The 24,025-nt window shown below is 75.4% G+C and carries 23 protein-coding genes and 4 tRNA genes; 12 read left to right on the top strand and 15 right to left on the bottom strand.

The features are described 5' to 3' along the window. Positions 1-57: 57 nt before the first annotated feature. A tRNA-Lys gene (locus BJ968_RS05720) sits at positions 58-130 on the bottom strand. Positions 131-320: 190 nt separating this feature from the next. On the opposite strand from BJ968_RS05720, the gene BJ968_RS05715 reads away from it, so the two are divergent. Beyond that, positions 321-566 carry a hypothetical protein gene (locus BJ968_RS05715; protein WP_179750002.1) on the top strand — a complete coding sequence of 82 codons (246 nt, stop codon included), beginning with the start codon at positions 321-323 and terminating at the stop codon, positions 564-566. A 110-nt stretch (positions 567-676) separates the two neighbouring features. Continuing rightward, positions 677-2,272 carry a methyl-accepting chemotaxis protein gene (locus BJ968_RS05710; protein ID WP_179750000.1) on the top strand — a complete coding sequence of 532 codons (1,596 nt, stop codon included), beginning with the start codon at positions 677-679 and terminating at the stop codon, positions 2,270-2,272. A 167-nt stretch (positions 2,273-2,439) separates the two neighbouring features. On the opposite strand, the gene BJ968_RS05705 is transcribed toward BJ968_RS05710, so the two are convergent. From BJ968_RS05705 to BJ968_RS05695, 3 genes are all read right to left on the bottom strand, one after another. After that, positions 2,440-2,512, bottom strand: a tRNA-Lys gene (locus BJ968_RS05705). Between the two features lie 124 nt (positions 2,513-2,636). After that, on the bottom strand, positions 2,637-2,813 hold the full coding sequence (locus BJ968_RS05700) for a hypothetical protein (protein WP_179749998.1): 177 nt from the start codon (positions 2,811-2,813) through the stop codon (positions 2,637-2,639). 134 nt (positions 2,814-2,947) lie between these two features. Then, positions 2,948-3,127 carry a hypothetical protein gene (locus BJ968_RS05695; protein WP_179749996.1) on the bottom strand — a complete coding sequence of 60 codons (180 nt, stop codon included), beginning with the start codon at positions 3,125-3,127 and terminating at the stop codon, positions 2,948-2,950. Positions 3,128-3,286: 159 nt separating this feature from the next. Here BJ968_RS05695 and BJ968_RS05690 point away from each other — a divergent pair, with 159 nt between their 5' ends. Together BJ968_RS05690 and BJ968_RS05685 are read left to right on the top strand one after the other, a co-directional pair. Further along, a complete protein-coding gene (locus BJ968_RS05690) occupies positions 3,287-3,919 on the top strand; it encodes a hypothetical protein (protein WP_179749994.1) in 633 nt (210 codons plus the stop codon). 101 nt (positions 3,920-4,020) lie between these two features. Next, positions 4,021-5,058, top strand: a complete 1,038-nt coding sequence (locus BJ968_RS05685; RefSeq protein WP_179749993.1) for an acyltransferase family protein — start codon at positions 4,021-4,023, stop codon at positions 5,056-5,058. A gap of 88 nt (positions 5,059-5,146) precedes the next feature. On the opposite strand, the gene BJ968_RS05680 is transcribed toward BJ968_RS05685, so the two are convergent. Next, positions 5,147-5,219, bottom strand: a tRNA-His gene (locus BJ968_RS05680). Positions 5,220-5,319: 100 nt separating this feature from the next. Next, positions 5,320-5,949, bottom strand: a complete 630-nt coding sequence (gene orn / locus BJ968_RS05675) for an oligoribonuclease (protein WP_179749991.1) — start codon at positions 5,947-5,949, stop codon at positions 5,320-5,322. Positions 5,950-6,015: 66 nt separating this feature from the next. Here orn and BJ968_RS05670 point away from each other — a divergent pair, with 66 nt between their 5' ends. From BJ968_RS05670 to BJ968_RS05655, 4 genes are all read left to right on the top strand, one after another. Next, entirely contained in the window at positions 6,016-7,110 is a 1,095-nt protein-coding gene (locus BJ968_RS05670) for a PrsW family intramembrane metalloprotease (RefSeq protein ID WP_179749989.1), read from the top strand. 149 nt (positions 7,111-7,259) lie between these two features. After that, positions 7,260-9,284 carry a glycosyltransferase family 39 protein gene (locus tag BJ968_RS05665; RefSeq protein WP_179749987.1) on the top strand — a complete coding sequence of 675 codons (2,025 nt, stop codon included), beginning with the start codon at positions 7,260-7,262 and terminating at the stop codon, positions 9,282-9,284. A 105-nt stretch (positions 9,285-9,389) separates the two neighbouring features. Continuing rightward, positions 9,390-10,862: a malate:quinone oxidoreductase gene (locus tag BJ968_RS05660; RefSeq protein ID WP_179749985.1), complete on the top strand. Its 1,473-nt coding sequence runs from the start codon at positions 9,390-9,392 to the stop codon at positions 10,860-10,862. 19 nt (positions 10,863-10,881) lie between these two features. Beyond that, positions 10,882-11,322, top strand: coding sequence for a DUF1905 domain-containing protein (locus BJ968_RS05655; RefSeq protein WP_179749983.1), 441 nt, complete (start codon positions 10,882-10,884; stop codon positions 11,320-11,322). 4 nt (positions 11,323-11,326) lie between these two features. Here the strand turns inward: BJ968_RS05655 and BJ968_RS05650 are convergent, their stop codons facing one another. After that, positions 11,327-11,731 (bottom strand): TIGR03618 family F420-dependent PPOX class oxidoreductase, encoded by a 405-nt coding sequence (locus tag BJ968_RS05650; protein ID WP_179749981.1) that lies wholly within the window; start codon positions 11,729-11,731, stop codon positions 11,327-11,329. A gap of 54 nt (positions 11,732-11,785) precedes the next feature. On the opposite strand from BJ968_RS05650, the gene BJ968_RS05645 reads away from it, so the two are divergent. Further along, positions 11,786-12,277, top strand: a complete 492-nt coding sequence (locus BJ968_RS05645) for a methylated-DNA--[protein]-cysteine S-methyltransferase (protein WP_179749979.1) — start codon at positions 11,786-11,788, stop codon at positions 12,275-12,277. A 9-nt stretch (positions 12,278-12,286) separates the two neighbouring features. Here the strand turns inward: BJ968_RS05645 and BJ968_RS05640 are convergent, their stop codons facing one another. The 5 genes from BJ968_RS05640 to BJ968_RS05620 all read right to left on the bottom strand — a co-directional run bounded on the left by BJ968_RS05640 (position 12,287) and on the right by BJ968_RS05620 (position 18,736). Continuing rightward, entirely contained in the window at positions 12,287-12,778 is a 492-nt protein-coding gene (locus tag BJ968_RS05640) for a low molecular weight protein-tyrosine-phosphatase (RefSeq protein WP_179756263.1), read from the bottom strand. Positions 12,779-12,822: 44 nt separating this feature from the next. After that, a complete protein-coding gene (locus BJ968_RS05635; RefSeq protein ID WP_179749976.1) occupies positions 12,823-14,502 on the bottom strand; it encodes a sodium:solute symporter family transporter in 1,680 nt (559 codons plus the stop codon). Then, complete coding sequence (locus BJ968_RS05630; protein ID WP_179749975.1) at positions 14,499-14,774, bottom strand: hypothetical protein; 276 nt, start codon at positions 14,772-14,774, stop codon at positions 14,499-14,501. Before BJ968_RS05630 ends, BJ968_RS05635 begins: the two co-directional genes overlap by 4 nt. A 197-nt stretch (positions 14,775-14,971) precedes the next feature. Continuing rightward, complete coding sequence (locus BJ968_RS05625) at positions 14,972-17,365, bottom strand: hypothetical protein (protein ID WP_179749973.1); 2,394 nt, start codon at positions 17,363-17,365, stop codon at positions 14,972-14,974. A gap of 333 nt (positions 17,366-17,698) precedes the next feature. Then, positions 17,699-18,736, bottom strand: coding sequence for a cell wall-binding repeat-containing protein (locus tag BJ968_RS05620; protein ID WP_179749971.1), 1,038 nt, complete (start codon positions 18,734-18,736; stop codon positions 17,699-17,701). Positions 18,737-19,038: 302 nt separating this feature from the next. On the opposite strand from BJ968_RS05620, the gene BJ968_RS05615 reads away from it, so the two are divergent. Beyond that, a complete protein-coding gene (locus tag BJ968_RS05615; RefSeq protein ID WP_179749969.1) occupies positions 19,039-19,662 on the top strand; it encodes an adenylate kinase in 624 nt (207 codons plus the stop codon). Between the two features lie 88 nt (positions 19,663-19,750). Here the strand turns inward: BJ968_RS05615 and BJ968_RS05610 are convergent. Next, positions 19,751-19,823, bottom strand: a tRNA-Arg gene (locus BJ968_RS05610). Between the two features lie 263 nt (positions 19,824-20,086). Here BJ968_RS05610 and BJ968_RS05605 point away from each other — a divergent pair. After that, positions 20,087-20,500: a hypothetical protein gene (locus tag BJ968_RS05605; RefSeq protein WP_179749967.1), complete on the top strand. Its 414-nt coding sequence runs from the start codon at positions 20,087-20,089 to the stop codon at positions 20,498-20,500. A gap of 26 nt (positions 20,501-20,526) precedes the next feature. On the opposite strand, the gene BJ968_RS05600 is transcribed toward BJ968_RS05605, so the two are convergent. Both BJ968_RS05600 and BJ968_RS05595 read right to left on the bottom strand, forming a co-directional pair. After that, positions 20,527-21,420, bottom strand: coding sequence for an NAD(P)H-hydrate dehydratase (locus BJ968_RS05600; RefSeq protein WP_179749965.1), 894 nt, complete (start codon positions 21,418-21,420; stop codon positions 20,527-20,529). After that, positions 21,417-22,184, bottom strand: a complete 768-nt coding sequence (locus BJ968_RS05595; protein ID WP_179749963.1) for a histidine phosphatase family protein — start codon at positions 22,182-22,184, stop codon at positions 21,417-21,419. Before BJ968_RS05595 ends, BJ968_RS05600 begins: the two co-directional genes overlap by 4 nt. A 149-nt stretch (positions 22,185-22,333) precedes the next feature. Here BJ968_RS05595 and BJ968_RS05590 point away from each other — a divergent pair, with 149 nt between their 5' ends. Then, complete coding sequence (locus tag BJ968_RS05590) at positions 22,334-23,992, top strand: SpoIIE family protein phosphatase (RefSeq protein ID WP_179749961.1); 1,659 nt, start codon at positions 22,334-22,336, stop codon at positions 23,990-23,992. The last annotated feature ends 33 nt before the right edge of the window (positions 23,993-24,025 follow it).

Genomic DNA, 24,025 nt, shown 5'->3' with positions numbered 1-24,025 from the left:
GGCCGGGGAACGAGGAGACCCCCGGACCAGGACTGGCCGGGGGTCTGCTCGATCGGGTGCGCCACCATGGACTCGAACCATGAACCCGCTGATTAAGAGTCAGCTGCTCTGCCAATTGAGCTAGTAGCGCTTGTGAGGACAACGGTAGCAGAGCTGGGGTGCCGTCCCGACCACCGCGAGCGGCGGGCGGCCGCGGCTGGGGGGTGTGGTGTCGGTCACCCCGGGCACCCACGGGTTGAGCCCGCGCCCGCGCGGGACGATAATTAGTGGGCGAAGTGTTGGTGAACGAAGTGAGTGGTGGAGTGAACAGGAGCAGCACCATGGCCCTCGACGTCACGCGCGGCCTGCCGAAGAACCTGCAACGGCCCCGGTCCCGCAACCGGTTCCTCGACCTCTTCCTGGACGCCGCGTTCTCCTTCACCGGCCCGGCCCAGGTCGGCGCGTACGAGGGCCCCCAGCGGGGCCCGCGCACCCCCGAGGAGGCCAGCACCGGGTACGGCCAGTGGGAACGGGTGACCGTCGGCGGGCACACGTACCTCGTGGAGAAGCGCGCCGAGCAGCAGTAGGCCCCGGATCCCCGGACCGCGCGGGCTCAAGCCGGGCGGCCCCGGAGCCGAACTCCCCGGCGAGTGCGGCGCGTGCGGCACACGAGGGGAGAACACCGATGGTGGCACTGGTGCGCCGCGCCCGTGTCGGGGCACGGCTGGCGATGGCTTTCGGGGTGGTGCTCGCGCTGCTCGTCGGCACGGGCGTCACCGCGCTGCTCGGTGGGCGGGAGCAGTCCCGGGCCCTGGAACGGGCCGAGGACCTGGCCGTCCTGTCCCGGTACGTCGCCGACCAGCGCTACTACGACGCCGACGTCAGCGGGTGGCAGGCCGCCTACGCCTGGGACACCTACCGCGTCGGGCCCGTCGCCGCCGTCCAGCCCGACTCGGCGAACCGGGCGGGTTTCCTCGCCGACCAGGAGGCGCTGCGCGCGTTGCTGGCCGCCGCCCCCGTGCACCTCATGACCGCCGAGGAACGCCGGCTCGACGACACCATCGGCGCCCAGTGGGCCGAGTACTTCGCCGACGACGAGGAGGCCGTGGCGCGCTACCGGGCCGGTGACGTCGCCGGCGCCGAGGACGCCATCGAGAACGGCAGCTGGGTCACCTACGCGAAGATCCTCGACAGCACCCAGCAGCTCGCGGAGTCCGTGCAGGCGCGCTCGGCCGCCGCCGCCGTGGACGCCCGGCGCGACGCCCGGCGCACCCGCACCGTCGTCGTGGCCGTGCTGGTCGGCGCCGCGCTCCTCGTCGTGCTGCTCCTGGTCGTCCTGACCCGCAGCATCGTCGTCCCGCTGCGGCGCGCCGTCGGGGACCTCGACCGCATCGCCGCCGGCGACCTCACGGTCGACCCCGTCGTCGACGGCCGCGACGAGTTCCGCGAGATGGCCGGTTCGCTGCGCGAGGCGGCCGGGGCGACCCGGCGCACCGTCGAGAGCGTCTCCGAGCTGGCCCGCACCGTGCGCGCCATGTCCGACGAGCTCGCCGCCCGCGCCGAGGCCCTGTCGCGGGCCAACGCGCACACCAGCGGGGAGACCGTCCGCGCGGCCTCGGCCGCCGACACGATCTCCGCGGACGTCGCGACCCTCGCCGCGGGCGCCGAGGAGCTCGGCGCCTCCATCGCCGAGATCTCCCAGGGCATGCAGGCCTCGGCCTCGGTGGCCCGTGAAGCGGTGGAGGTGGCCGAGTCCACCGGGCGCGCGGTCGCGGCCCTGGGCGAGGCGACGCAGGCCATCGCGACCGTCGTGGGCACCATCACGTCCATCGCCGAGCAGACGAACCTGCTGGCCCTCAACGCGACCATCGAGGCCGCCCGCGCCGGCGACGCCGGCAAGGGCTTCGCCGTCGTGGCCGGGGAGGTCAAGGAGCTGGCCCACGAGACGGGGACGGCCACCGAGGACATCACCCGCAAGGTGGCGGCCATCCAGCACGGCAGCACCGAGGCGGCCACCGCCATCTCCCGGATCGCCGAGGTCATCGGGCGCATCGACGACTACCAGGCCTCGATCTCCGCGGCGGTCGAGGAGCAGACCGCGACGACCGGCGAACTGGCCCGCACCGTCGCCGGGGCCGCGGCCGGGGCCGACGACATCTCCACCACCCTGTCGGCCGTGTCCGCGGCCAGCGTCAGCGACCGCGACAGCCTGTCCCAGGTGACCGCGTCCGTCGACGCCCTGCAGCGGACCGCCGCGGAGCTGCAGGAGAGCGTCAGCCGCTTCCGCGTCTGAACCGGGGCCGGGTCGTCACCGGTGCGGGCCCCCACCCGGGGGCCCGCACCGGTGCGGTGCGACCACGGCGGCTGGGTCGAGGGGGATCAGCGACGTCGGGGAGCGCACGTCGTCGTGCGGCGGGGACGTCGGACCCCGACGCCGGGACGACGCCGGGGGAGTGAGGGTGCGCCACCATGGACTCGAACCATGAACCCGCTGATTAAGAGTCAGCTGCTCTGCCAATTGAGCTAGTAGCGCGGAACGGGAAGAACCGTAGCAGACCTGTGCTGTCGTGCAGAAATCCGGCCCCGCGGACGACGGGGAGTCGTCCGCGGGGCCGGATGCGCGCAGGTCGTGCGAGGTGCCGCGGTCGCCGGGCGGGTCAGCCCTGCTTCCACCACTCCTGGTCCGGCAGCCCCTCGGCCGCCAGCAGCTCCGCCGAGTGCGGCCCGTCGGGGGACACCATGTCCATGATCAGCGACAGCGGGATGTGCTCCGAGAGCATCTCCATCACCGGCTCGTGGGCGGTGTCGGCCGGCAGGGACCCTTCGTGCGTCATGCTTCCTCCGAGGTGGTGACAGCCCCCGCGACCGGGGGATGCACAAGTCGTCGTCCGCCGCGCGGTCGTCCTTGAGACGCCGCCCGGGGGAGGACCCGTCCGGACCACCGCCACCGCCGCAGCGCCCGCGACCCTCACCCGGCGTGGTCGTCGGCACCCCGGCGGGCGCCGCCCGTCCGGTCCTGCGCGCGGGCGGCCCCGCCCGCGCGGGAGGACTGCTCCCGGCGCGCGGCCACCACGACCGCGATCCGCCGGCGCCGGCGACGGGCGGCCGAGACGTCGAGCGGGTAGCGGGTGAGCACCGGAGCGGTCATGACCCGACCGTAGGGACGCGCCCCGGCCGGCGCATCGGTCACGCGCCGTACCCGCGCATCACCCCTGGGGATGACGACCCGGACCGCGACCCACGCCCCCGGACCCACCGGCGGCCCCCACCGGTGGACGAGCGGTCCGCGGCCGAGCACAGTGGACGCGTGCGTGACGTCGGGCGGTGGGGGATCGACCTCACCATGCCCCAGTCCCTGCTGCTGGCGCTGCACCTGCGCGACGCGGCCGGCCTGACCCCGCCCACCTCGCCGATCCTGCCCGACCTGCCCCCGCTGGACCCGCCCGCCCGGTCCCTGCGCGCCGCCGGGGCCGACGTCGCCGGCCTCGAGGTCGCCGCGCGGCAGTGGGCCGCCTGGTGGGTCGAGCACTTCCCCGGCGGCCCCGACGCGCTCACCTCGATCCTGCCCCCGCGCTACCCCGGGCTGACCGGCCGCCCCGAGCTGCGGGGGCTCGCCGAGCTCGGCATGGACGACGCCGTCACCTGGTGCGCGCGGGCCCGCGAGGTCGAGAGGCGCGTCGTCGCCCGCGCCCCCAGCGCGCTGTTCGAGACCAACCTCGTCACGGCCGTCGAGCGCGAGCTCGGCTGGCGCATCCGCCCGTTCTCCCTGCGCGTCGTCGTGCTGCCCGTCGCCGGGCTCCACCACTGGGACGTCGTGGGGCAGGCCGTCATCTCCCTGGGGCTGCGGGCCGACCGCGACGCCTACCTGCTCTGGCTGCGCGAGCAGCTCCTGGCCATCGGCCGCACCCGGATCACCCGCAGCGAGGAGCAGCACGGCTGAACACCGCCCCGGGTGGCGATGATCACACCCTGGCGACGAAGCGTCACCGTCTGGCAAGCTCCCGGGTCGTTCGTGCGGATGACCTGGACAGGGAGTGGACGTTGACCGAGCAGACCGTGCAGGCCCCCACCCCGACACGCGCCAGGCTCCTGTGGGTCGACGTCGCCAAGGCGTTCGCCATCACCCTCGTCGTCGTCCACCACGTCGTCACGTTCGCCAAGGCGCCCGGCTGGCTGCCGGACGCGGTGGTCACCCTGAACGACCAGGCCGCCACCGTGCGGATGCCCCTGTTCTTCCTCGCCTCCGGCCTGTTCGCCGCCGGGGCCCTGAGCCGGCCCTGGGGGGTCGTCGCCCGCAAGCGCGTCCTGTTCTTCGCCTACCTGTTCCTGCTCTGGACCGTGCTGCGGTTCGCCCTGTTCCAGGTCGTCCCCGACGTGCGCCCCCACGGGCTCGACGGGGACCTGCCGGCCCTGCTCCGGTCGCCGCTGCTGCCCGGCACGGGGCTGTGGTTCATCTACGCCCTGGCCGTGTTCTCCGTGCTCGCCAAGGCGACCCTGCGGGTCTCCGTCGCCGTCCAGCTCGCCGTGGCCGCCGCCGCGTCCGCGGTCGTCGGGTCCGAGCGCCTCTGGATCGACAACCTGGCCTGGCGCAACATGGCCACCTACTACGTCTTCTTCCTCGTCGGCACCCACCTGCGCCGCCACGTCGAGGCCTTCGCCGCCCGCGTCACCGCGGCCGCCACGGCCGGGCTCGCGGTCGCGGTCGCGGCCGGCAGCGCCGTCGTCCTGCGCGCCGACCTCGAGACCGTCCCCGGCGTCCGGCTGGCGCTGTCCTGCGTGGCCGTCGCCTTCGGCGTCGCCCTCGCGGTCCAGGTGGCCAGGGTCCCCGGGCTCAACGGCGTCGTCGCCGGGCTCGGTGAGCGCACCCTGCCCGTCTACCTCCTCCACGTGCCGTTCGTCGCGGCCGCCGTCGCCCTCCTCGAAGCCGTCCTCGCCCCCCGCGGCACCGCCGGGCTGCTCCTCGTGCCCGTCCTCACCGTCCTCGCCGGGGCGGCGAGCCTGGCCCTGCACGGACCCGCCCGGCGGAGGCTGCCCTGGCTCTTCGCGCTCCCGGGGCGGCGGCGGGTGGTCCTGCTCTGAGGGACCCGGCGGGCGCCGGTGCGCTCGCGGTGGCGGCAGACGCAGGAGGGCCCCCGACCGGTGTCCCGGTCGGGGGCCCTCTGAGCGGGGTGAGTGACGGGACTTGAACCCGCGACTTCCTGGACCACAACCAGGTGCTCTACCAGCTGAGCTACACCCACCACGACCGCCCGCACCGCCGGAGCAGCGCACGCGTTCGGGACGAGGATACACGCGCGCCGGGCTGCTCCAGGACACGTCCCACCCGGGTGGCGGCCCCGGTCAGGCCTGCGGCGCGTCCGGCTTCAGCTCGTACTTCGCGCCCGCGGCCTTCGCGGTGTCCGAGTCCGGCCCGGGGTCGGGCACGAACAGCACCTCGCGGTAGTACTTCAGCTCCTGGATGCTCTCGCGGATGTCCGCCAGCGCCCGGTGCCCGCCGTGCTTCCTCGGGGTGTGGAAGTACACCCGCGGGAACCAGCGCCGGGCCAGCTCCTTCAGCGACGACACGTCGATCAGCCGGTAGTGCAGGTGGGCGGTCAGCTCGGGCATGTCCCGGGCCAGGAACGCCCGGTCGGTGTGCACGGAACTGCCGGCCAGCGGGGCCTTGCGGGGTTCGGGGACCCACGTGCGCACGTACTCCAGCACGGCCTGCTCGGCCTCGGCGAGGGTCACCCCGCCGGGGATCTCCTCCAGCAGGCCGGACGCGGTGTGCATGTCCACGACGACCCGGTCCATGCCCGCGAGCGCCTCGGCCGGCGGCTTGACGACCACGTCGACGCCGTCGCCGAGGACGTTGAGGTCGGCGTCGGTGACCAGGACGGCCACCTCCACCAGCGCGTCACCGGTCAGGCTCAGCCCGGTCATCTCGCAGTCGATCCAGACGATGCGATCGGTGACCTTGTCGTTGCTCACCGGCTCAGAGTAGAGGGGCCGCCGCGGTCGCCGGGCGCCCGGCGCGTCAGCCCGTAGGCTCGGACCATGCCGGCGCCGCGTTCCCGCGCGTCCGCGCTCGCCCCGCTGACGGTCCTCGTCCTCCTCGTCTGCGGGTTCCTCAGCCTGGCCGCGGTGACCGCTGAGGTCGGCTGGGACGGGCTGCTGCCCGGTCTGGCCCTGGCGGCCGTGCCCGTCGGTCCGGTCCTGGCCACCGTCCTCTGGCTCGACCGCCACGAGGCCGAGCCCCCGCACCTGCTGGCGTTCGCCTTCGGCTGGGGCGCGTGCGTCGCGAGCCTGGGCGCGCTCGTGCTGAACACCGGCGCCTCCCGGCTGCTGGCCGGCTCCGTCGGCGACGTCACGAACACGTCGGTCCTCGTCGCCCCGCTGGTGGAGGAGGGGCTGAAGGGCCTGGGCGTCCTGCTCCTCCTGCTCAAGCAGCGCCGGCAGTTCGACGGGATCGTCGACGGCATCGTCTACGCCGCGTTCGTGGGGGTCGGGTTCGCCTACCTGGAGAACGTCCTCTACCTGGGCCGGGCCCTGGGCGACGACCAGCCCGCCTCGCTCGTCGCCGTCTTCGTGCTGCGCTGCCTCGTCTCACCCTTCGCCCACCCGCTGTTCACGATGGCCGTGGGCGTCGGCCTGGGCGTGGCCGCCCGCAGCCGCCGGCCCGCCACCCGCGTCGGGGCGCCCCTGCTGGGGCTGGGGGTCGCCGTCGTCCTGCACGCGCTGTGGAACGCCTCGGCCAGCTCGGGCGTCACGACGTTCTTCGAGCTCTTCCTGCTGCTGCAGGTGCCCGTCTTCGCCGCCGCGGTCGCCGTGGCGCTCGCCGCCCGGGCCCGCGAGGCCCGGCTCATCGGCCGCCACCTGCAGGTCTACGCGCGCACCGGCTGGCTGGGGGAGGCCGAGGTCGAGGTCCTCGCCTCCGCCCGCGGCCGCCGCCGGGTGCGGGCCGCGGCGTCCGCGCGCGGGGGCCGGGCGGCCGCCCGCGCCGTCCGCGACTTCCAGGAGACCGCCACCGAGCTGGCGTTCCGCCGCGACCGGCTGCGGCGCGGGACGGTGGAGTCGGGGCCGGAGGAGGAGGTGGCGCTGCTGCAGCAGCTGGCCGCGCAGCGGCGCGAGGTGCTCGCCCACCTGCCGTGAGGGGGTACGGGTCCGGATCGTTGTGACAACGCTCGCGATCACCGCGAGCGTTGTCACAACGATCCGGACCCCGGCGAGGGGGTCGAGGTCATGGCCGGCTCACAGGCGGTCCTGGGCCGGACGGCAAGGTCGGGGCCGACCGTAGGACCATGACCATGACCACGACCACGGCCGCACGAGCGGCGGACACGGGGCCGACGGCCCCCGCCGGGTGGACCCGGCACCCGCACCGGGTGCGCTGGGCGACCCTCGCGCTGCTGGTGGCGACCGGCGTCCTGTACGTCGTCGACCTGTCCGCCTCCGGCTACGCCAACAGCTTCTACGCCGCGGCCGTGCAGGCCGGCTCGCAGAGCTGGAAGGCGTGGTTCTTCGGCTCCCTCGACGCCCAGAGCTTCATCACCGTCGACAAGCCGCCGGCGTCCCTGTGGGTCGGCGGCCTGGCCGCGCGCCTCTTCGGGTTCAGCTCCTGGACGCTGCTGGTCCCGCAGGCCCTGGAGGGCGTCGGCGCGGTGTGGCTGCTCACCGCCACCGTCCGCCGCTGGCACGGGCCCGTCGCGGGCCTCGTCGCGGGGGCGGCGCTCGCGCTCACCCCGGCCGCCGCGCTGATCTTCCGGTTCGACAACCCCGACGCCCTCCTCGTGCTCCTCATGACGGCCGCGGCGTACTGCACCGTCCGCGCCACCGAGGTGGCGTCGTGGAAGTGGCTGGCGTGGGCCGGGGTCGCCATCGGGTTCGCCTTCCTCACCAAGATGCTGCAGGGCTTCCTCGTCCTGCCCGGCCTCGCCCTGGTCCACCTGTGGGCCGCCCCGACCGGTCTGGGCAAGCGGGTCCTGCACCTGCTCGGCGCCGGGGTCGCGGTCGTCGTCTCGGCCGGCTGGTGGGTCCTGGCCGTCACCCTCTGGCCCGGCGAGAAGCCCTACACCGGCGGCTCCACCGACGGCACCGTCATGGACCTCGTCCTGGGCTACAACGGCCTGGGCCGCATCTTCGGCTCCGACGGTGGCGGGGGCGGCGGGATGTCCGGCGGCACGCCCGGCTCCAGCTTCGGCGGCACCGCGACCTGGCAGCGGCTGTTCTCCTCCGAGATGGGCAACGAGATCTCCTGGCTGCTGCCCGCGGCCCTGCTCGCCCTCGTCCTCGGGGTCGTCGCCCGCGGCCGGGCCCCGCGCACCGACCGCGCCCGCGCCTCCCTGGTCCTGTGGGGCGGCTGGCTGGTCGTCTCGGGCCTGACGTTCTCCTACATGGAGGGCACCGTCCACCCGTACTACACGGTCGCCCTCGCCCCGGCCGTCGCGGCGCTCGCCGCGGGCGGGGGGCAGGTGCTGTGGGCGCAGCGGCACCACGTCCTGGGCCGGCTCGGCCTCGCCACGGTGCTCGCCTCGGCGGGGACCTGGGCCTTCGTCCTGCTGCACCGCAACGGCACGTGGGTCTGGGCCGGCTGGGTGCTGATGCTCGCCTCGGTGGCCCTGGCGACCGGTTTCGTCGTCACCCCGGTGCGGCTGCGCCGGCTCGCGATCGTCCTGGTGCTCTCGGGCACCGTCGTCGGGCTCGGCGGGACGGCCTCGTACGCCGTGGCGACGGCCGCGACCCCGCACACCGGGTCGATCCCGACCGTCGGCCCCTCCGGCGCCGCGGCCGGCAGCGCCACGGGCGGCGGGTTCGGCGGGTTCGGCGGGACGCGCGGGACGACCGGCGGGACGACCGACGGGACCCGGCAGGCCTTCCCGGGCGGGACGGGGACGGCGCCGGGCGGCGACGCGACGGCCCCGGCGACCACGGGCGGCTCGGGCGGCGGCTTCGGCGGCGAGGGCGCCAGCACGAACACCGAGCTGGTGCAGCTGCTGCAGGACGCCGGCACCAGGTGGGCCGCGGCCGTCTCCGGGTCCCAGTCCGCGGCGTCCTACGAGCTCGCGAGCAGCACGGCGGTCATGGCGATGGGCGGCTGGAGCGACGACCCCACGCCCACGCTGGCCCAGTTCCAGCAGTACGTCGCCGACGGCGAGGTCCACTACCTCGTCAGCGGCGGCGGGCTGGGAGGCGGCCGGGGCGGCGACTCCGACGCCACGAAGATCCAGGAGTGGGTCGCGGCGAACTACACGGAGCTGACCGTGGGCGGCACCACCGTCCACGACCTCACCCAGCCGCTCAGCTCCGGCACGACGGCCACCAGCTGAGACGCAGCTCACGTGTGAGGTGGGGCACCGTCCGGCCTCCCGGGCGGTGCCCCGACGCGTCCAGGTCGTAACCTTCCAGGGTCCGCAGATCAACGACGAACGAGGGTGAGTCCGGTGCCCGCAGCGAACCGCTACGACGCAGTTCTCATCGGGGGCGGCGTCATGAGCGCCACGCTCGCGGCCATGCTCGCCGAGCTGGAGCCGGACTGGTCCATCCTGGTCCTGGAGAAGCTCGACACCGTGGGTGCCGAGAGCTCGGACATGTGGAACAACGCCGGGACGGGCCACTCCGCCCTGTGCGAGCTGAACTACACCCCCGCGCGCGCCGACGGCACGGTCGACATCGCCAAGGCCGTCGCGATCAACGAGCAGTTCCAGGCCAGCCGGCAGTTCTGGGCGCACCAGGTGGAGAAGGGCGTCCTGGCCTCGCCGGGGGACTTCATCAACGCCGTCCCGCACATGAGCTTCGTCCGCGGCGGGGACGTGGAGTTCCTCCGCGCCCGCTTCGAGGCGCTGTCGCAGCACCCCCTGTTCTCCGAGATGGAGTGGGCCGACGACCACGCGCGGATCGCGGACTGGGCCCCGCTGCTGGAGGCCGGGCGCGACCGGTCGGAGAAGGCCGCGGCGACGCGCTCGCTCAACGGCACCGACGTCGACTTCGGCTCCCTCACCCGGCAGCTGTTCGCGGGCGCGGCCGGGAACGGCGTCGAGCTGCTCACCGGCCACACCGTCAAGGACCTGCGCCGCCGCGGGTCGGGCTGGACGGTCGTGGGGGAGAGCTCCGGGGGCGACTTCGCCGTCGCGACGCCCTTCGTCTTCGTGGGCTCCGGGGGCGGTGCCCTGCACCTGCTGCAGCGCAGCGGCATCCCCGAGGGTGAGGGCTTCGGCGGTTTCCCCGTGAGCGGGCAGTGGCTGCGCTGCACCAACCCCGAGGTCGTCGAGCGGCACGCCGCGAAGGTCTACGGCCAGGCCGAGGTCGGTGCGCCGCCGATGTCCGTCCCGCACCTGGACACCCGGTACTCGCACGGCACGAAGGCGCTGATGTTCGGGCCCTACGCCGGGTTCTCGCCGAAGTTCCTCAAGCAGGGCTCGTTCCTGGACCTGCCGCTGTCGGTGCGGCCGCACAACCTGCTGCCGATGCTGGCCGTCGCCCGGGACAACGTCTCCCTCATGACGTACCTGGGCAAGCAGATCGTCCAGTCGATGGACCAGCGCCTGGAGGCGCTGCGGGTGTTCTACCCCGACGCCCGCGCGCAGGACTGGGAGCTGCTCACCGCCGGGCAGCGCGTGCAGGTCATCAAGAAGGGCCCGCGCGGCGGCGTGCTGCAGTTCGGCACCGAGCTCGTGCACGCCGCGGACGGTTCCGTCGCGGCCCTGCTGGGGGCCTCGCCGGGGGCCTCGACGGCCGTCGACGTCATGCTGCGCCTCCTCGCGCAGTGCTTCCCGGCCCACCAGGACGCCTGGGGCGACCGCCTGAGGACCATGGTCCCCTCGTACGGGACGAAGCTGTCGGACGACCCGGAGCTGCTGCGGTCGACGCTGGACCGAACCGCCGGCGTCCTGAAGCTGGCGGCCTGAGGCACGGGGGGCGGGTCCGGTGGCGGTCGAGTTCACGGCCACCCTGGAGCTGCACGGCAGGACGGCCACGGGACTGGAGCTGCCGGCGGACGTGCTGGAACGGCTCGGCGGCGGCAAGCGGCCCGCCGTGACCGTGACCTTCGCCGGGCACACCTACCGCACGACGGTGGGGGCGGTGGGCGGCCGGGCGCTCGTCCCGGTCAGCGCCGAGGTGCGGGCCGCGTCTGGTGTCGCCGCGGGCGACGAGCTGGTCGTCGTCCTCGACCTCGACACGGCCCCGCGGGAGGTCGAGGTGTCCGCCGACCTGGCGTCCGCGCTGGAGACGGCGGGCCTGCGGGCGCGCTTCGACGCGCTGGCGCCCTCGCGCCGCAAGGCGCACGTGAGCGCTGTCGAGGGCGCCAAGGCCGAGGCGACCCGCGCCCGGCGCGTCGCGGGGGTCGTCGAGGACCTGGCGCCCTGAGGTCCTACCGGGAGACCGCGCCCCAGCCGTGCCAGTGCTCGACCTCCACGACGACCGTCACGCGGGGCGACTCGCGGTTGGGGTAGGGCTTCCCCGTGTAGTGCCGGGAGACGCGGTCGATGTCGGCCAGCCCCTCGTCGTCGCGGATCTCCACGACTCGGCCCTGCACGCTGACGTGCGTGTACCAGTCGCCCTCGGCCAGCGCGGTGAGGGAGACGGCCGGGTTGGCGCGCAGGTGGCGCAGCCGGGCCCGCGTCGCGTCGAGGTTCAGCACCAGCCGGCCCTCCTCGAACAGGTACCACGTCGCGACCGTCACGGGGTGGCCGTCGGGGTGGATCGTCGCCATGACGGCCGGGTTCGGCTTCGCGAGCAGCTCGGCGGCGTCGGGGGTCAGCGGGGGCTTGGGCACGGGTGTCCTCCTGGTGGGTGCGATCCTGGGCACCGTACCGAGAGGGGGTCCGTCGTGCGCTGGACGGTCGTGCCGTCACCGGTGGGGGACCTGACGGTCGCCCGCACCGACGCCGGGATCGCGGGTCTGTGGTTCGCCGACCACCGCGGTGGGCCGGGCGAGACCCTCACCGACCGCGACGACGCCGCCTTCGACGACGTCCGCGAGCAGCTGGGGGAGTACTTCGCGGGACGGCGCACCCGCTTCGACCTGCCGCTGGCCCCGCGCGGTGACGCCTTCGCCCGGCGGGTGTGGGACGCCCTGACCCGCATCCCCTGCGGGGCGACGTCGACGTACGGCGACATCGCGCGGGCCCTCGGCGGGGTGGGGTACTCCCAGGCCGTCGGGGTCGCCAACGGCCGGAACCCGATCTCCATCGTGGTGCCCTGCCACCGCGTCGTCGGGCACGACGGCGCGCTCGTGGGGTACGCGGGCGGGTTGTGGCGCAAGCGCTTCCTGCTGGACCTGGAGACGCCCGACGCCGAGGGCGCCGGCCGCCTCTTCTGACCCGCGGGGTCAGGCCCCGGCCGCGGGGGAGGCCAGGCGGGTGCGCAGGTGGTCCACGACCGCGTCGGCGGCGGCCTCGACCTGCTCCAGGGTCCGCTCGAAGTCGGAGCGGTCCCCGTACCAGGGGTCGTCGATGTCGAGGTCGGACTCGCGCCCGGCGGCGGGGGCTTCGGGGTCGAACGAGCGGTACATGCGGACGTCCGCCGAGGCGGGGGCCTGCGCGCGCAGCCACTGCGCGTGCCGGGAGGTCATGGCCAGCAGCAGGTCGCGCCCGGCGAGCTCCTGGCGGGTGGCGCGGTGCGCCGAGTGCGCCGGCACGTCGTAGCCGTGCTCGCGCAGCACGGACGCGGCGCGCGGGTCGACCGGGTTGCCGTGCTCCTCGTCGGAGATCCCCGAGGAGTCCACGACGACCCGGTCGGCCAGCCCCACCCGGTCGAGGCGGTCCCGCAGGACCACCTCGGCCATCGGGGACCGGCAGATGTTGCCGGTGCAGACGGTCATGACGCGCAGCGGTTCGGTGCTCACGGCGCCATCCTGCCGAACGGTCAGACGACCGCGAACAGCACGTACCCGGCCACGGCGAGCACCAGGACGATCACGGACAGCACCGCGGGGGAGCGGTACCAGCCGGCTTCGCGGGGCACGGCCCGCACCTCGGCCGGGGTGAGCGACCAGACCAGGCCGCGCAGGTCGGCCTCCGGCCGCGGGGTGCCGGCGCGGGAGACCATCCAGCCGATGAGGACCGCGACGACCGTCGCGACGCCGCCGCCGAGAAAGCTGGACCCCTGGCCGGACAGGGAGATCACGCCGACCTGGTTCAGGACGAACACGAACACCGCGCTGACGGTCCCGGACAGCAGCCCCCAGAACCCGCCGGACCCGGTGAGCTTCTTCCAGAACAGTCCGAACGCGAACACCGCGAACAGCGGGACGTTGAAGAACGAGAACAGCGTCTGGATGTAGTCCATGATGTTCGAGAAGCCCGCGGCGATGAAGGCGGTGCCGATGGCCAGCGCGGTTCCGATGACGGTGACCAGGCGGCCGACCTTCAGGTAGTGGGCGTCGTCGCGGCCCGGGCGCAGCCAGTCCTGCCACAGGTCGTACGTGAACACCGTGTTGAAGGAGCTGACGTTGGCGGCCATGCCCGCCATGAACGCGGCCAGCAGCCCGGCGAGGGCGACCCCGAGGAAACCGCTGGGCAGCAGTTCGCGCAGCAGCAGCGGGACGGCGTCGTTGTAGGTCACGTCGCTCGGCAGCCCCCGCTTGAGGTTCTCGATGCCGGGGATGAGGACCGCGGCGATCATGCCGGGCACGATGATGACGAGCGCGATGAGGACCTTCGGGACGGCCGCGATGAGCGGGGTCCGCTGCGCCGCAGCGGCGTTGCGGGCCGAGAACGCGCGCTGGACCTCGGTGAAGTTGGTCGTCCAGTAGCCGAAGCTGGTGACGAACCCGAGGCCGAGGACCACCCCGAACGTCGACCCGATGGAGGAGCCGATGCCCGTGAGGTCGCTGCCGGGGAAGGCCTGCAGCATGTTCGTGTCACCGTTCGCGGTGAGCTTGGAGACCAGCCCGTCCCAGCCGCCGACGCGGTGCAGGCCCACGAGGGTGATCGGGACCATGGTCACGACGATGACGAAGAACTGCAGGACCTCGTTGTAGATCGCCGCGGACAGGCCGCCCAGGAACGTGTAGGCCAGGACGATGACACCGGCGACGACGATCGCCAGCCACGTCGGCCAGCCCAGCAGGGCGTTGACGACGATGGCCATGGCGTAGAGGTTCACCCCGGCCAGCAGGACCGAGGCGATGGCGAACAGCAGGCCCTGCAGGCGCTGGGTCTTGGCGTCGAACCGGCGGCCCAGGAACTCCGGCACCGAGCGCACCTTGGAGCCGTAGTAGAACGGCATCATCACCAGGGCGAGGAACACCATCGCGGGGATGGCGCCGATCCAGTAGTAGTGGAACGCCTGCTCACCGAACTGCGCCCCGTTGGCGGCCTGGCCGAGGAGCTCGGTGGCGCCGAGGTTGGCCGAGACGAACGCGAGCCCGGTGACCCACGCCGGCAGGCTGCGGCCGGACAGCAGGAAGTCCAGGCTGGAGGAGACGCTGCGGCGGGCGATGAGGCCGATGCCCAGGACGATGAGGAAGTAGAACGCGACGAGCAGGTAGTCGACGAGGTGGGCGTCGATCCGCTGCGGTGCGGCGGCGGCGAGGGCGATCACGCGTCCTCCTCCGGCTGCTCGGCGGGGTGCAGCGGGCGCAGCAGCGTCCAGCCGATGAAGACCGCGGCCAGCGCGAGCATGCCGATGCCGGTCCAGAGGTTGAGGTTGACGCCACCGGTCTTGGCGCGGTCGGCCGCGGTGAACGAGACGAGGCCCCAGACGAGGCAGACGATCCCGTAGACGGCGAAGAGGCCACCGATGACGGTGCGGATGTCGAAGAGGACGTCGCTGCGACGGGACGTGTCGGGCGACGAGTGGGGTCGTGCGGACAAGGGTCAGCTCCAGGTGACGGTACGTGCGCCGGTCACCATTGCATGAGGCAAATTGTTTGGCTAATCCAGGGGGTGCCCCTCACCCGTCCGGCGGGACCGGACGTCGCGGCGCCCCCGCAGCGCCCGGGACCGCAGCGTGACCACCCCGCTGCGGACGGCGATCGGACCGCGGTGCCGGGCCGGCGCGCCCCTGCGCCTCAGGGCACCTTGACCCCGGCGCCGCGCATCTTCTTCTTGCTGCGCTGCACCGACTCCTTGAACGCGCGCAGCACCTTCGCCCCCCGCCGCCGGTACGTCAGCAACGTCATGGCCGCGTCCAGCACCTCGGCGTCCGGGGCCTGCACCCCCAGGTCCGCGTAGGCCAGGGCGACCGCCGCGTCGACCGTCGCCGGCGGCGTCTGGTCGATGTTCGGGTTCCCCCCGGCCAGGGCGGTCACGAACTCCGCCACCGTCCGGTGCGCGTCCTCGGCCGAGCCCAGACCCCGCGGGAACGAGTCCACCGGCGGGGGCGCGACGACCGCGACGGGCACCGGCGGCGCGACCGGCTCCAGCGCGCGGACCTCCTCCAGCACCCGCCGCGTCGCCCCCCGGTGGTCGGTGAACCACTCCGCCGCGCGCAGCACCCGGTGCGGCCCGGCGGCGCGCCGCCGCGCGGGCAGCGCGACCTCGCGGTCCTGCACCCGCCACGGCGCCAGCGCGTCCTCGAGGTCCAGCTGCAGGCGGGCCCCGCCGACGGAGACGACGAGCTCGGCGCCCTCGCTGCCCGCCCCGCCAGCCGCCCTGCCAGCCGCTTCACCAGCCGCCGAGACGTCCGCCCCGCCGGCCCGCAGCGCCTCCACCACCGCCTCGCGCAGGGCCGAACGCCCCCGCGGCAGGGTCAGGTCCACCGGGGTCACCAGCCCCCGCGCCCGGAGCCAGGCCGAGTCCGCCGCACCACCTTCCAGCGCACCACCCTCCAGCGCCCCGCCGTCCCCCGCGCCGCCCAGCAGCACGACCTGGCGCACCCCCGCGGCCAGCTCGGCCACCCGGGACGCCGGCAGCCGGTGAGCGTCGTCCACCACCAGCACGTCCACCACCAGCACGTCCACCACGGGCGCGTCCGCCGCACCGGCGGTCCCGCCCACCACGACGGGGTGGGCCCGGGCCCCGGACAGCGCCAGCTGCAGCTCGCGCACCGCACGGGCCCGCCGCAGGTCGTCCAGGCGGCCGAACTCCTCGGCCAGGACGTCGACGGGCACACCGCCCGGGTCCGGGGCCTGGCCCACGGCCCGCCACGTCGTGGCCTCCACCAGCCGCACGACCTCCTCCCGGCCGGCCCCGGCCGGCACGGCGGCCACCAGGTCCTCCAGGCCCTCGGCGGACACCGCCGCGCGCTCGCGGCGCGCGTGCGCGGCCCGCGCCGCCCGCCGGACCCGCTCGGCCACCGGCCCCAGGTCGGCCACCGCCAGCGCGGAGGCGTCGGCCGGCAGGCCCGCCAGGACCGCCGCGACCCGCGGCACCGCGCCGTGCAGCGACTCCAGCAGACCGGCCAGCTCCGCGCGCTCCGGCAGCACCGCCGGGGCCCCGCCCGCGTGCTGCGCCCACGCGCGCTGCACCGCCTCCAGCGCCTCCACGTCGGCCGCGCCGAAGGACCCCCCGTCGCGGCGCAGGGCCGACAGCCGCTTCAGCTCGCGCCGGCGCTCGCGCTCCTCCGCCGACAGCAGCGACCGGGGCTGGCGCGCCAGGACCGCGCGGGCCTGGTCGAGGTCGGTGACCAGCGCCGCCGGGACGTAGGTGCGCTGGGCCTCCTCCACGCGGGCCAGCAGCGCGGGCGCCGGGACGAGGTCGCCCACGGTCGCGGGCGCGCGCCAGCCCAGCCCGACGAGCCGGTCGGCGAACCCGGCGGTCCGCTCCAGCAGGCCCGGCAGGGTCTCCAGGTCCCCTGCGGCCGCCGCCACCTCCTCGTCGCCCGCACCGGCCAGGGGGTCCTCCCCGCCGGCGGGGGCGCCGCCCAGGAGGAGGTCGACGACGCGGTCGCGGTCGGCGGCCGTCCACGCCGCGGCCGCCGGTACCAGCGGGGGGTGGACGTGCCCGGCGCGCGCGGTGGCCAGGCCTGTCAGGGCGTCGAACCGGCTGGGGACCTGACCGTCGGAGGAGAACCACGCGCGGTTGCGGGTGTCGAGGTCGCGCAGCAGGGTCAGCCAGCGGTTGGGGTCCGCGGGCGGCAGGTCCGCCCCGCGGCGGGCGACGTCCTCGGGGGTGTCGGCCAGCAGGTGCCCCAGCCCGAGCCCGGTGAGCTCGTCGCGGGCCCCGGCCGTGCAGCCGCCGGGCAGCAGGGCCACGCGCCGGCCCGTCGCCGCGAGCGCGGCCAGCAGACCGGCGAGCAGGACCGGGCCCTCCCCGCCGGCGCCGGTGTCCACGAGGACGGGACCGCCGGCCAGGGCCGCGTCCACGGCCGCCTGGTGCCGCGAGGTGGCCGTGCGGGTCACGAGGGTCACCGTCGCCGGCGCGGGGCCGGGCGCCGGGAGCGCCGCGCCGGCCGGGGCTCCCCGGAGCGCGGCCAGCAGGCTCTGGTGCTGGTCCGGGTGCTGGTCGGCCGGGTCGTTGCTCACGCGGCGAAGGTACCGGCTGGGCCCCGCGCGGGCCGCCGGTCGCCCCGCGCGGGTGGCCCCGTGCGGGTGGTCGTGCGCGCGGTCGCGCGGGTGGTCGTGCAGGTCGTGTGGAACCGTCCGGAGGTGGTGTGAGGGCTCCGCGCGTCGCGGGGGGAGCGCCGGGTCGCGGTGCGACGATGGATGTCGTGACTGAGAGCGACGTTCAAGAGCGCACCGCCACGACGAGTCGGGCGAGTCAGCAGGTCAGCCAGGTGTGCGGCGACGACTGCGCCTACTGCCGGGGTCCCGAGACCGACTGAGGACACCCCAGCGGCGGGACCCCGGCGCGGGCGCTCAGGCGCAGGCCACGCTCAGCGCCTCCGGCGTCACCGCCGTCGGGCCGCCGAGGACGATCTCGCTGACCCCCTCGGGGAACGTGCCGAGGTAGGCGAGCGTCGACGCCGGGGAGCAGCTCTTCGGGAGCAGCAGGATCGGCGCGGCGTTCACGGCCGCGGCCGGGACACCCGCGAGGGCGTCCGGGAAGTCGTCGCCCGTGGCCAGCAGGACCGTCGTCGTCGTGGCCGCCGGGAACACCTGCGCCGCGACGGCGGCGGAGGTGTCGTACCGGTCGGCGCCGGCGAGGCGGACCGGGGCCGCGCCGCCGCTGCGGGCCGCCAGCGCCGCCGCGACGTCCTCGCTGACCGAGGCCGGGCCGCCGACGACCAGGCTCTGCTCGAACGTGTGCGCGGCCATCCACTCCGCCACCGGCGCGGGCACCTGCGTCGGCTCGGTGATCATCACGGGGACGCCGGCGACCGCCGCGGCCGCCCCGCCGGACAGGGCGTCGGGGAAGGTGTCGCCCCGCGTCAGGACGACCCCGGCCGGGTCCGGGAAGAATCTCTCGGCCACCTCGACGGCGGTCTCCCAGCGCGTGTCGCCCGCGATGCGCGTGACGGTCGCCCCCGGGGCGGCCGCGGAGATCTCGGCCACGGTGGCCTCGGAGACGCGGTCGGCCCCGCCCACCACGTACACCGTCGCCGGCGCGAGCCGGTCCAGCTCCTCGGCGGTAGCGGCCGGCAGCTCACCGGGGCGGGTCAGCAGCAGCGGCGCGTCCAGCGAGGCCGCCGCCGGGCCCGCGGTCAGCGCGTCCGCCGGGGCCTCCCCGCTGGTGACGAACACCGACGACCCCGCCGACGGCTGGAAGGAGCCCCGCGAGACGACCGCGGCCGTCTCGTACCGGTCCTCGCCCGCGGCGCGGACCAGGCCCACGTACGGGAACGGCGTGCCGACCTTCGGCACGGGGGTCGCGGCGTGGGCCGCCGTCGTGCCGGCCATGGCCAGCAGGGTCGCGGCGGCGAGCGTGGACAGGGCGGTGCGACGGGCCGGGCGCATGGCGGTTCCCTCGGGTCGTGGGGTCCGGGGCGTCCTCGCACCGGTGGCGCGACGCTAGGTGCGGGGATTCCGGACCGCGCGCCGGAACGCGCGGGTTCACCCGGTCGGCCCAACCGCCGCGCACCGCCGCCGTCGCGCGGCGCCCCACCCCCTCCCGGCCGCCGCCGACTCCTCCGCACGGGTGACGGACGACGGGTCCCCGCGACCGGCCGTGTTGTGCTGGGAGCACCCGACAGGGGACAGTGAGTGCCCCTGTGCGGTCGCTCGCACACGACCTGCACGTCACCACGAAGGGTTCATCGATGACGCGTCTCGTCCTCCTCGGTCCGCCGGGAGCCGGCAAGGGCACCCAGGCCGCGCTGCTGGCCGCCCGCCTGCAGGTCCCGGCGATCTCCACCGGCGACATCTTCCGCGCCAACGTCGCGGGACGGACCGAGCTAGGGCTGACCGTCGAGCGCTACCTCGACGCGGGGGAGTACGTGCCCGACTCGGTGACCAACGCCATGGTCCGCGACCGGCTGGCCCAGCCCGACGCCGCCGACGGCTTCATCCTCGACGGGTACCCGCGCACCACCGAGCAGGTGCGCGAGCTGGACGGCATGCTCGCCGAGGCCGGTGCGCAGCTCGAGCACGTCCTGGAGATCACCGCCGACACCGACGAGCTGGTGCGCCGGCTGGTGGCGCGCGGCCGCGCGCAGGGGCGCTCGGACGACACCGAGGACGTCATCCGCAACCGGCAGCGGGTCTACGCCGAGCAGACCGCGCCGCTGGTGCAGGTCTACGCCGAGCGCGGGCTGCTGCGGTCGGTGGACGGCCTCGGCGAGGTCGCCGAGGTCACCGCGCGCCTGGTCGCCGCCCTCGAGCACGTCGTGGACCTGCGCGAGGTCCAGCTGCCCCGGACCGCGCAGGACGCCGTCTCCGGCTGAGGCTCGTCCCGAGCTCGTCCCGACGCCGCCGCGACCTGGTCGCGGCGGCGTCCGTGCGTCCGGGGGAGGGTGGTGCGAGGCTGCGGGGTGCCCCCAGCAGGATTCGAACCTGCGACACACGGTTTAGGAAACCGATGCTCTATCCCCTGAGCTATGGAGGCGCTTCCAGCACCATACCGGGCGGGCCCCCGGCCCCGGTGCGCGGTGCCGCCCGTCGTTCGGCATCGCCGAACTACGACGCACTGTCGTTGGAAAGGTGCTGCGCCCCAAGCGAACAGACGGGGGGTGTGGTCGGGATCACGCCGTCCGGGTGCCTACACTCAAGCGGCACAGAACACCGACCGATGGCTTGTGCGGGTGTCGGGACACAGTCGACGGGGACTCCGACACCCACCCGCTGCCGTCACTCGAGGAGTAGTCCCGAATGTCCGTCACGACCACCCGCACCGCCGGCTCCACCCGGGTACCCGCCCAGCGTCGCGCTCCCCGTCAGCAGGCCGCCGTCGCGGCCCTGGACGCGGCGCTGCAGGAGTCCGGCTGCATCCTCGTCTCGACGTCCGTCGTCGAGACCGGCTGCACCATCGCCTTCTACGACGCCCGCTCCCTGGGCCGCGCGGTCGACGTCCTCGCCGACGCCGCCACCCGCGCCGGTGACGACCAGCTCGCCGCCCGCGCCCGCCAGCGCGGCAGCGCCGCCTGGAAGGTCACGGCCCGCCCGCAGACCTGGGCCGGCGCCGCCGGTGACCCCGACGCCTGCGACAACCGCTCCGCGACGACCTGGCACCTGGACATCCCGGCCGCCGACATCGTCCCCAGCGCCGCCGCCCTGCTCGCCTGACCCTCCCCGCCCGGGACCGGCCCGCCTCAGACCTCGATCTCGGCGAGGACGGCCGGCACCTGGGCCGGCAGCTCCCGGGCCAGGAAGCCGAGCCGGCCCACCGAGCTGGCCAGGCGGTCCCCGGCCCGGCCGTGCAGGTGCGAGGCCCACACCGCGGCCTGCGTGGGGTCCGCGCCCCGCGCGCACAGGCCGGTGACGATGCCCGAGAGCACGTCACCGGACCCCGACACCCCCAGGCCCACCCCGCCGGAGGCGTCCCGCCAGCACCGCCCGTCGGGAGCCGCGATCCACGACTCACCGCCGCCGGCCGCGACGGTGCACCGGGCCCGGCGGGCCAGCTCGCGGGCGGCTGCGCCGACGTCCGACTCCACCTCCGACGGCTCGGCGTCCAGCACGATGGCCAGCTCGCTGAGGTTGGGCGTCAGCACCGCACGGCCCTGGAGCGCGTGCAGGAACGTGACGTCGGCCGTCACCGGGGCCAGCCCGAGGGCGTCCAGCACGACGACGCCGTCACCGATCCGCGGGACCAGCGCCTCCAGCAGCGCGCGCACGTCCTGCTCACCGATCGCGCCGACGCCCAGCAGCGCCGCGTGCGCCCCGTCCACCAGCGCGACCAGCTCCTCGTCCCCGCCGCAGACGGGGTCGATCCCGCCACCGGCCGTCTCGGGCAGCGGCAGGACCAGCGCCTCCGGCAGCGCCACGCCCAGCGCCGTCGCGGTGCTGCGCGTCGTGGCGACCTGCAGCTTGCCCGCCCCGGCGCGCACCGCGGCCTCGGCCGCCAGCAGCACGGCCCCCGGGGTCCGGGTGCTGCCGCCGACCACCACGGTGCGCCCGCGGGACTCCTTGCCGACGCCCGGCGCGGGCAGCGGCCAGTCGCGCAGGACCGCCGAGGTGACGGTGACGGCGTCCTCGGCGCTCACCGGGCCACCGCCCCGTCCGGCTCGTCGTCCACCGGGTCGTCGGTGACGCGGACGCCCCCGGCGGCGGTGACGTCCCCGGCCCGCTCCAGGACCGGCCGCTCCCGCCCGTCGCCCAGGTAGTGCGTCACCGAGCAGTTGGCGAGGGGCTCCTCGGCGTCCAGGCGCAGCAGCGACTCCTCGTCCAGGTCCTCCAGGACCAGCCGGAAGTTCATGATCACCGCCTGGTGGGAGACGACGAGGACCCGCTGCCCGGGGTGGTCCTCGCGCAGCGTCGACAGCACGCTGCGCACCCGCAGCGCCACGTCGCACCAGCTCTCCCCGCCCGGCGGGCGGTAGTAGAACTTCCCGATGCGCTGCCGGCGGGCGGCCTCGTCGGGGAAGCGGGCCCGCACCCCCAGGCCCGTCAGCCCGTCCCACCAGCCCAGGTCGCGCTCCCGGAGCCGTTCGTCGGTGCGCATCGGCGCGTCCACCCCCTTGCGCCGCAGCTCCTCCCGGATGGCCAGGGCCGTGTCGCGCGCGCGGGCGTAGGGGGAGACGACGAGCACCTCCGGCGTCGCCGGGGCCTGCGGGTCGTCGGCCAGCCAGCGCGCCACCGCCTGCGCCTGGGCGCGGCCGGTGGGGGACAGGGGCACGTCGGCGTCGCGCTCGGCGACGTCGACGACCTCGGCGTGCGTCGACCGCGCGCGGGCGTCGGCGAGGTTCCCCGTGGACTGCCCGTGCCGCACGAGGACCAGGCCGCTGGGCCAGTGGAAGGTGCTGCTCACCCCCCAACCCCTACCGCGTCCGGGGCCGCGGCGCGCGTCCGGGAACCACCCGGACGGCGAGGACGTGTGACAGCGCACAGGGTCGAGGTGACAAGGTGTGATCGATCCGTCGGTGATCGCCACCGGCGCGCGCGGAGGAGGGGGGCGGCGTGAGCGCCGTGACGAGGGCGTGGCACCGCCTCATGACCCGCACCTCCCTGCAGCGGCGCGTCTCGGTGATGGGCCTGACGTTCCTGCTCATCGTCCTCGTGCTCAGCCTCGTTCTGCTGCGCAGCGCCATCCCGTTCCTGCGCCCCAGCGTGCCGCCGGACACCAGCGCGGCCACGAGGACGGCCCAGCAGGTCGACGCGCTCCAGCGCGTCGTGGTGGAGGCGCAGGTCGCCCACCAGCTCTACATCACCGCCTCGGACCTGGCGCGGCTGCGGGCCGAGGGCGCGGCCCGCGAGGCGAAGATGGCCGCCTACGACGACGCCCGGGCCCCCCTGGTCACGGTCGCGCTGCAGGAGCGGAGCCCGACGCTGCGGCGGCAGCTGAACCGGGTCCTGCAGGACGCCGCGCAGTGGCGCACCACCGTCGACGAGCAGGCGGCCTACAAGCAGCAGGCCGACCAGGCCCGGCTCAGCGCGTCCATCGCCAACGCCCCCGCCGCCGCGGCCTTCCTGACCTTCTACCAGGACCTCGCGCCCCTGCAGATGACCCTCGACCGCCTGCAGACCGCCGAGCGCGACGCCCTCCTGGCCGAGCGCGAGCGCTCGCGCCCCCTGCAGTTCATCGTCGCCGCCATCGCCCTCCTCCTCGTCCCGGTCGCCCTCCACCTGGTGCGGCGCTGGGTGGTCCGGCCGCTGGACTCGCTGTCCGAGCAGCTCCTGCGCGTCGGCGGCGGGGACCTGCAGACCCCCGTCTCGCTGCCCGGGCCACCGGAGCTGGCGGCCGTGGCGGCCTCCGCCGAGACCATGCGCCGGCGCATCCTCGACGAGCTCGCCGACGCCGTCTCGGCGCGCGAGGCCCTGCAGCAGGGGCAGCCGCTGGTGGCCGAGGTGCGCGACCAGCTCACCGCCCACGACCTGCCCGTCGTCCCCGGCTGGTCCTCGGCGGCGGCCCTGCGCCCGGCGGAGGGCCTGCTGGCGGGGGACTGGTACGACGTCCTGCCGCTGCGCGACGGGCGGTTCGCCGTCGTGGTGGCCGACGTCTCCGGTCACGGCGCCCGCGCCGGGATCGTGGCCATCCAGCTCAAGCGGCTCCTGGAGGCCTCGCTGCACCTGGCCCCCGAACCGGACCTGGCGCTGGCGATGGCCGCGCGGGTCTTCGCCGACGAGGTCGAGCGCTTCGCCAGCTGCGTCGTCGTGGTCGTCGACCCCGACTCCGGCACCGTCACGTACGCCAACGCCGGGCACCCGGCCCCGTTGGTGCTGCGCGCCGACGACGACAGGGGCGTCCGCGTCGTCTCCGAGCTGGAGCCCACGGGCCCGCTGCTGTCCTGGCTGCACCTCGACGTCCCCGGCAGCTGGCAGACCCGCAGCGCCTCGATGGCGCCCGGTTCGCTGCTCGTCGTCTTCACCGACGGGCTCACCGAGGCCCGCCCCACCGGCACCACCGACGAGCTCGGCATCGAGGGCGTCCTCGCCGCGCTGGGCGGGCTGGCGGAGCTCACGCCGCAGGCGCTGGTCGACGAGGCGCTCGACGTCGCGCGCCGGCACAGCGGCGGCCGGGCCCGCGACGACGTGACGCTCGTGGCCCTGGCCCGCTCCGCCTCCCCGGCCCGCGTGGTGCCCGTCGCGCGCGACGGCGCGCAGGAGCCCCGCGCCTGACCGGATCACCCGTCCCCGACGCCTAACCTGGGG

The organism is Kineococcus aurantiacus, assembly GCF_013409345.1.
Lineage (GTDB): Bacteria > Actinomycetota > Actinomycetes > Actinomycetales > Kineococcaceae > Kineococcus > Kineococcus aurantiacus.
Note: the sequence above shows the minus strand (reverse complement) of the source record. Positions and strands in the feature narration are given on the sequence as shown.